General features: G+C 62.9%; 7 protein-coding genes. 6 read left to right on the forward strand and 1 reads right to left on the reverse strand.

Translation table 11 applies throughout. From position 1 onward, the window contains the following. The first annotated feature begins 207 nt into the window (after positions 1-207). The gene (locus BLW08_RS23540; protein WP_090824544.1) at positions 208-663 is read left to right on the forward strand and encodes an iron chaperone; all 456 of its coding nucleotides are present in this window, start codon (positions 208-210) and stop codon (positions 661-663) included. 13 nt (positions 664-676) lie between these two features. Here BLW08_RS23540 and BLW08_RS23545 read toward each other — a convergent pair whose 3' ends face one another. After that, positions 677-1468 (reverse strand): CPBP family intramembrane glutamic endopeptidase, encoded by a 792-nt coding sequence (locus BLW08_RS23545; protein WP_091328636.1) that lies wholly within the window; start codon positions 1466-1468, stop codon positions 677-679. Positions 1469-1660: 192 nt separating this feature from the next. Between BLW08_RS23545 and BLW08_RS23550 the strand changes: the two genes are divergently transcribed. From BLW08_RS23550 to BLW08_RS23570, 5 genes are all read left to right on the forward strand, one after another. Continuing rightward, the gene (locus BLW08_RS23550) at positions 1661-2473 is read left to right on the forward strand and encodes a CPBP family intramembrane glutamic endopeptidase (protein WP_091328639.1); all 813 of its coding nucleotides are present in this window, start codon (positions 1661-1663) and stop codon (positions 2471-2473) included. Between the two features lie 294 nt (positions 2474-2767). Further along, complete coding sequence (locus tag BLW08_RS23555; protein ID WP_091328642.1) at positions 2768-3814, forward strand: saccharopine dehydrogenase family protein; 1047 nt, start codon at positions 2768-2770, stop codon at positions 3812-3814. Continuing rightward, entirely contained in the window at positions 3811-4425 is a 615-nt protein-coding gene (locus BLW08_RS23560) for a TetR family transcriptional regulator (RefSeq protein WP_091328644.1), read from the forward strand. The genes BLW08_RS23555 and BLW08_RS23560 overlap by 4 nt, the downstream gene beginning before the upstream one ends. Next, on the forward strand, positions 4422-5681 hold the full coding sequence (locus BLW08_RS23565) for an alpha-L-fucosidase (RefSeq protein ID WP_091328646.1): 1260 nt from the start codon (positions 4422-4424) through the stop codon (positions 5679-5681). Before BLW08_RS23560 ends, BLW08_RS23565 begins: the two co-directional genes overlap by 4 nt. Positions 5682-5909: 228 nt before the next feature. Further along, positions 5910-6954: 13E12 repeat family protein (locus BLW08_RS23570; RefSeq protein WP_254780036.1), on the forward strand; the 1045-nt coding region annotated here is incomplete at its 3' end.

A 6954-nucleotide genomic window follows, 5' to 3' on the forward strand; every position in this document is an offset into this window, starting at 1 on the left:
AGCCTCTCTGGCTGATGAGAACTACTGTGCCGGGCCAGAATCAAGAACCCATCCTGCAAACCCGCAACAGTTCCTCAGGAAAACCTCAAGACTCCTGCAGCCCCCACAGCCCCTTCAAAACTGAGCAGTTTCGGAGAAGCCCACATTGCCATTGCGCCGTAGCGTTGGGGTATCCGCAAGAGATCCAGCAGAGAAGAGGGGCCTGCCATGGCTGACACCGGAACCACTGACAAGACCAAGTCCTACGACGGCTTCACGGAGGAAGAGCGCGCGGCCATGAAGGAGCGCGCCCAGGAACTGAAGAAGGCGCCACGTAAGAAGGCCTCCGCGGCAGACGGAGAGGCTGACGTCCTTGCCAAGATCGCCGAGATGCCTGAAGGGGACAAGGCCATGGCGGAGCGGCTCCACGCCCTTGTCAAGGAGCACGCCCCACAGCTCACGCCCAAGACCTGGTACGGAATGCCGGCTTACGCACTGGACGGGAAGAACATCGTCTTTTTCCAGAGTTCACATAAGTTCAAGGCCCGCTACGCGACGCTCGGATTCGAGGAGAACGCCAAGCTCGACGACGGCGCCATGTGGCCCACGTCTTTCGCCCTTACTGAAATCACTCCGGGGGTCGAAGCGAAGATCGTGGAACTTATCAAGAGGGCGGTGGCTTAAGGCTTCGGAGCCCTCAGGCTCCTGCACCCGCAGCAGCCAGGAGGACCAGGCTGAACGACACCCAGTCGTTGAGCACGTGTGCTCCGGTGGAGACAAGAATGTTCTTTGTCCGAATGAAGGCCAGCGTCAACACCATCCGTGCGGTGCCGATAACCAGGAGGGCTTGGGCGACGTTCCATCCGTAGGTTGGCAGGTGGGCTGCGCCGAACCACAGTGCTGTGATCACCCAGGCCAAAAGCAGTGCCGTTGTGCGCTTCAGTTTCGCTTTGGTGTACAGCCAATACATGACGGCCAGGAACGGCAAGATGGTGAAGACCTCTTCGCCGAGCAACTGGATGCCGGTTCCGACGTAGAAGGCCACAACTTCGCCCGGTCCGCGTTCCAGGATCCCGTCAGTGGCCTTATTGGCGTTGGCGCCGAAAATGGACGAGACGATGATGCCCACCACGAAGCTGATGGCCAGGTTGGCGAGCCAGAAGATCACCATGGCGAGGTAATCCGCGCCCGTCGGTTTGTGGAAGATCGATTTCCAGAAGGGCCCTGTGAGCCAGATGAACGCGGCCAAGGGGATGGCTACGAACAGTATCCGGGGGAGCAGCGCAATGACGTTGGTGGTTTGGGGAAGCAGAACCAGCGCGGCAAATCCAACCATGCAAGCAAGGATGATGACAATCCATTTCCACGTGGCGACTTCCACGGGCCGGCCGTCATAGAACGGCACATCACGGCCATCATCCCGTTCCATAACGCGGCCGAACCGCTTCCTGCGCTCATCTACAGCGGGAACACTCGTTGACTCGTCCATCCGAAACCCCTTTGGTGCGCCAGGCTAAGAATTGAAGCGGCTGGTAGCTGCCATGAGCCAATCAGGCCGGAGGCTCTGGCTGAGAGAACCATATCGTTGCTACATTGAGGCCGAAAGGGCCACGGCCAACTTTCTGACAGGGCCCTGTCCGCCGTCTACTACCCGGAAGCAGGCCGCCATGGAGCTGGACAAATGACCCCTTCGCTGGCGTTCAGCGTCTTCACATATGTGCTTGCACTCGGCTTTGGGATCTTTGCCCTTAGTTACTACCTGGGCAAGCGCAAGCCGGTTCTTCGTAGTCTCGGCCTGACGTTCAACAGGTGGCTGCCGATAGACTTGGTCATCGGTCTAGCGATCACGTTCGTTGCGATAGGACTGGTGTTCGTCGTCGAGATGTTCCTGGGGGCGGTGTCGGTCCAGCCAGGCACTCTCACGTGGGCTTCGTTCGCCAACGAAGTACTGGTCCCGTTGCTCGGAGCGGCAGCACTTGAAGAGCTGTTGTTCCGTGTTCTGCTGCTCAGTGGAGTGGCCATAGTGCTGTCACGCCTCCGGCACGGGCGGTGGATCGCCGTGCTGGCGACGGCCGCGCTCTTTGGTGCGGGGCACTTGGGGAACGACGGCGCGACGGTTGTCAGCGCGTTTGGTACAGGACTCGGTGGGGTCATCTATGCCGTCGCATTCCTGACCACCCGCAGCGTTTGGCTTCCGTTCGGACTCCATCTGGGATGGAACATGTCCCAAGGACTGTTCGGGTTTCCGATCAGCGGCCATGTTGTGCCGGGCTGGTTCAGCTCCACCTCGTCCGGCCCGGAGATCCTCAACGGCGGCGCCTATGGTCCCGAGGGTGGTATTCCCGGGATGCTCGCGCGCGTCCTGATCATCGCGCTGGTTTTTGTGTACGTGAAAAAGCGGTGGCCAACTGGAAGCATCGCCACTCTTCGGTTCGCGCCGGACCCGGAAAAGCAATCCCGGGCCCGAAGGCAGGCTGCTGCCCGGCCTGCCTGAGCCGGTCCGCTAGTGAGTGGGGTCCGGGTGTGGGGGTACCGGGCCTGGATCGGGAACCGACGGACCCGGCGTGGGATTGGGGCCCGGAATGGGGCTCGGCGGAAAGGGCGTCGTGGGATCCGGCGGTGGCAGCACAGGACCCGGGTCCGGAGGGAACGGCTCGGGTTCATGGCTCGGAGGAAGCGTCATCGTCTCTCCCTAATGAAACTCGGTGGGTAGCTGCAGCCTACTCGCCGTCGGTCCGCACGTGAACCGATCAGCTGATTTTAGGTCATATGACCTAGAATCAGATTTATGAACGATAACTTGCGACTCGATACCAGCGGTCCCGTACTTGTTGTCGGCGGATACGGCACCGTCGGCACAGCCCTCACTCAGCTCGCCTCGCAGGAATGGCCCCTCATCCTGACGGGAAGAAGCCCGGACCGTGGCCTCCATCTGGCCACGGAGAACGTCACTCTGAAACGGTGGGACCTCAGCCAACAGGAGCCCTTTGAATCCCGGGTCAGGGCAGTGATCAGCGCCGTCAACGACCCCCATGACAGAGTGCTCCGCGCAGCTGTCCAGGCCGGAATACCGTATGTGGACGTCACGCGTTGGACCAGCCGCGTCACCAGGGCAATGACGCAGGCCGCTCACTTGCAGCCGGAAGCACCCGTTCTGTTCAGCTCTGGATGGATGGGCGGGGTGACCAACATCGTGGCGGCAGCACTCGCCCAGGACGTAGGCGGCGCCGATCAGATTGACATCGCCATCCGCTACGACACCAATGACCGGGCCGGTGCCGACTCCGTTGATTTCATTGACCGGCTGGGACTGGACTTTGAAGTACGCAAAGGCGGTAAGGCCGCCGTCGTAAGTCCCCTGAGCGAGGCGCGCTGGGTTGATATCGCCGGGCACCGCACCAAAGTGGCCCGTCTGGACACTCCGGAGCAATTCACCCTGCCCATCACTCTTGGCGCGGGCTCAGTGTCCACGAGGATCGGCTTTAGTTCACACACATCCACGACGGCGTTGCTTGCCGCGCGGGCGGTGGGACTGTTCCGCTGGGGTAGCGGCGAGCGGTGGGCTCCGCTGCGGCGTGCCCTTTTGTATTCGCCCGGATCGGGGGGAACTGCGCATCTCCGGGTTGACGTGGCAGGCCCGGGTGGAGCGAGGACGGCTGTCATTTCCGATCCTCAAGGCCAAGCACATCTGACTGCCGTGGGTGGTTTTCTGGGTCTTCACGCCGTGCTCCGGGACGGTGTGAATCCGGGTGTTTCCTTCCCCGAATCAGTCGCCGATCCGGCGGCCCAGCTGGCGAAACTGGAATCGTGCGGTGTGACAATATTGAGGTCATGACCGAAAGCAAGGGCGCCCTGCGAAAGGCAGCGCTCCTTGATGCTGCAGAAGAAGTGCTGGTCACCAAAGGCAACGCAAACGCCGCGATGCGGGACTTTGCCGCGGCCGCCGGCGTACGGATCGGACACCTGCAGCATTACTTTCCAACCCGCGCCCACCTCATCCGGGCCGTGCTCGAAAGGACGCTGGACCGCTCGCTGCAGCGGCTCGCAGAGGTGGCTGGACTCGATCTCGATCCCCAGGCGGCCGGTGGCCTGACCCGGGACGATTCCCACCGTCTGCTCACTGCGCTGCTCCAGGAGCACTCGGATCTTGAGGACGTGAAAATGCACCTCGAGATCTGGGCTTTGGCGTCTTCCGACGAGCAGGCGTCCTCCGCCCTGCGATCCTTTTACGCACAGTACGCAGCGCACGTAGAGGGCGTAGTCCGGCGGGGGAGGAGCGACCTCCAAGGGGCGGAGGCGCGTGGCATCGCGGCTGCGATAGTGAGTCTCTTCGAGGGCGCCGCGGTGACGCGTTCGGACATTGCCGGCCTAAGAACAGAGCACGGTGACCAGGCCATCATCCAGACGGCGCAGTGGCTCATTCACGGACAGGAAAGCGTACAGTGACGCACCTTGTTGGAACACCGGCCCAGCTCCGTTGGCAGCAGCTGGAGTTCGGCGTCTTCATCCACTTTGGCATCAACACCTTTGCCGGCAAGGAGTGGAGCGATGGCACCATCCCGGCGTCGGGTTTTAACCCGACAGAACTCGACGCCGGCAACTGGGTCCGCGCGGCCAAAGAGGCCGGCGCCCGGTATGTGATCCTGACGGCCAAGCACCACGATGGTTTCTGTCTCTGGCCGTCGGCCACCACGGAATACTCCGTCGCGTCATCGCCGTGGCTGGGTGGCGACGGCGACGTCGTCAGGGAAGTTGCCAAAGCTTGCCACGAGCAGGGGATCGGCCTGGGGCTCTACCTCTCTCCGTGGGACCGCAACCCTGAGTCCTACAGTGATCCCGCGGCTTACGACGATTTCTACATCCACCAACTCACCGAGCTCTGCACTGGTTACGGGCCCCTGATGGAGCTCTGGTTCGACGGCGCAGGGTCGGTGGGCCGCGAGTACCACTGGGACCGGATCATCGCCGTTGTTAAGGAACACCAGCCGGAGGCCATGATCTTCAACATGGGCCAGCCCACCATCCGTTGGGTAGGCAATGAGAATGGACTGGCCAAAGATCCCGTCAACTATGTCGTGGAACGCACCGCTGATACGCAATACACGGAGTCCAGCTCGGAACTCGGCGCGGAAAGCTACCTGCCGCCCGAATGCGACGTTTCCATCCGACGCGGCTGGTTCTGGCACCCCGACGACCAGCCCAAGACCACCGAGCACCTGCTGGCCATCTACTACCAGTCCGTCGGGATGGGCGCGAACCTCCTTCTGAACCTGCCTCCGGACACCCGGGGGCTTCTTCCGGACGAGGACCTCAGGGTCCTTAAGGAATGGAAGGCAGAGCTGGACCGTCGCCTCTCCGGCGCCGTGGACGCAACGCTGGAAAACCACGACGGCGGAGCCACCCTGAGCTTTCCGGCTGCTGTCACGTTCAATCACCTCGAACTCGTGGAGGACCTGGACTCGGGTCAACGGATAACACATCACACAGTTGCCACTGACGACGGCACCCTTGTTGAGGGGATGACGGTGGGGAACAGGCGCCTTCACCAAACGCCTGTTGTCACCGCCGAAAGGTTGCACGTGAAACTATCCGGCGAAGGCAGCAAGTTGAGGTCTGCCCGCGTATTTACAGGGGCACTGGACGCGGGCGTGCCGACGATTCCCGAGGGGTACGAAGCGCCGACCGAGGCTCCTGACGCGTAGTTCCCAGACGCCGTCCTGATGCTTTCCAGACGCCGTCGGAGCCGGTGCGGCGGTAGCTGTTGCATTGTTCGCCTGCCATGCGGTGCCTGTGGTGGCTGGGCCGGGGTGATGCCTGTCGCGTGAGGTGCGTGTGGTGGTTGGGCCGGGGTGCGCGTGTCGCGAGAGGCGGCTGGAAATGCATGCGCTAATAATGTCGGTGCCTGCTGGCAGAGTGTGAGCATGGAGCAGATGAGGGAACACAAAGCGGGTGCGGCGCCAGCTGCTGCGCTGGTCCGTGCGCCGTCGCCTTCCCTAGTTTCACCCCGCGTTTCCAGCACGGCTTCAGGCACTGTGTCAGCCGTGGAGCCTGTCGTTGATGCTCCTCCTTCGCCCCGCACCGTCAGCGCTGATCTGATCAATCAACTGCGGGCCTTGGAGGACATGAAGTCCGCCATTACCGGCCTTCAGGCGCGGATAGCTGTGGCCTTCGACCTCGCGCAACGGCAGGAACGCGCTGCGGCGGGTGTGCCTGTGTCTGAGCGTGGCCAGGGGGTGGGCGCTCAGCTGGCGTTGGCGCGGAGGGAATCCCCGAACCGGGGCTCCCGGCTGCTCGGCCTGGCGAAAGCGTTGGTGGTGGAGATGCCCCGCACCCTGGCCGCCCTGGAATCAGGCCAGCTCAACGAATGGCGCGCCACACTACTCGTGAAAGAGACAGCGTGCCTGTCTGTGGAGGACCGGTGCGCTGTGGATGAAGAACTCGCCCCCGACACCGGAACATTCGACGGCAAAGGCAACCGGTCCATCATCGCCGCCGTGAAAGCCGCCGCGTACCGGCGTGACCCACGCTCCGTCGCGCAGCGGGCGAGCCATGCCGCGAGCGAACGCACCGTCAGTCTGCGCCCGGCACCGGACACCATGACCTACCTCACCGCGCTGCTGCCCGTCGCCCAAGGCGTCGCCGCATACGCTGCGCTCACCCGCGCCGCCGACACCGCCCGCTCCACCGGCGATCCCCGAACCCGTGGGCAGGTCATGGCCGACACCCTCATCGAACGCACCACCGGCACACCCGGCGGGATCGCCGGGATCAACCTGGACCTCGTCATGACCGACCGGACCCTCTTTCAAGGCGACAGTGAACCAGCCCGCCTCAAAGGCTACGGAATCGTCCCCGCCGAATGGGCCAGAACACTCCTCTGCGCCGGCAACCAGACCCCAAACAGGCAGGAGCGTGCGGGAGTGCAGGAACCAAGGCTTGGGTTTCAAGCCACGGGTGCGCAGGTTGATCCCGGGC

The sequence above is a fragment of the Arthrobacter sp. cf158 genome (assembly GCF_900106835.1).
Lineage (GTDB): Bacteria > Actinomycetota > Actinomycetes > Actinomycetales > Micrococcaceae > Arthrobacter.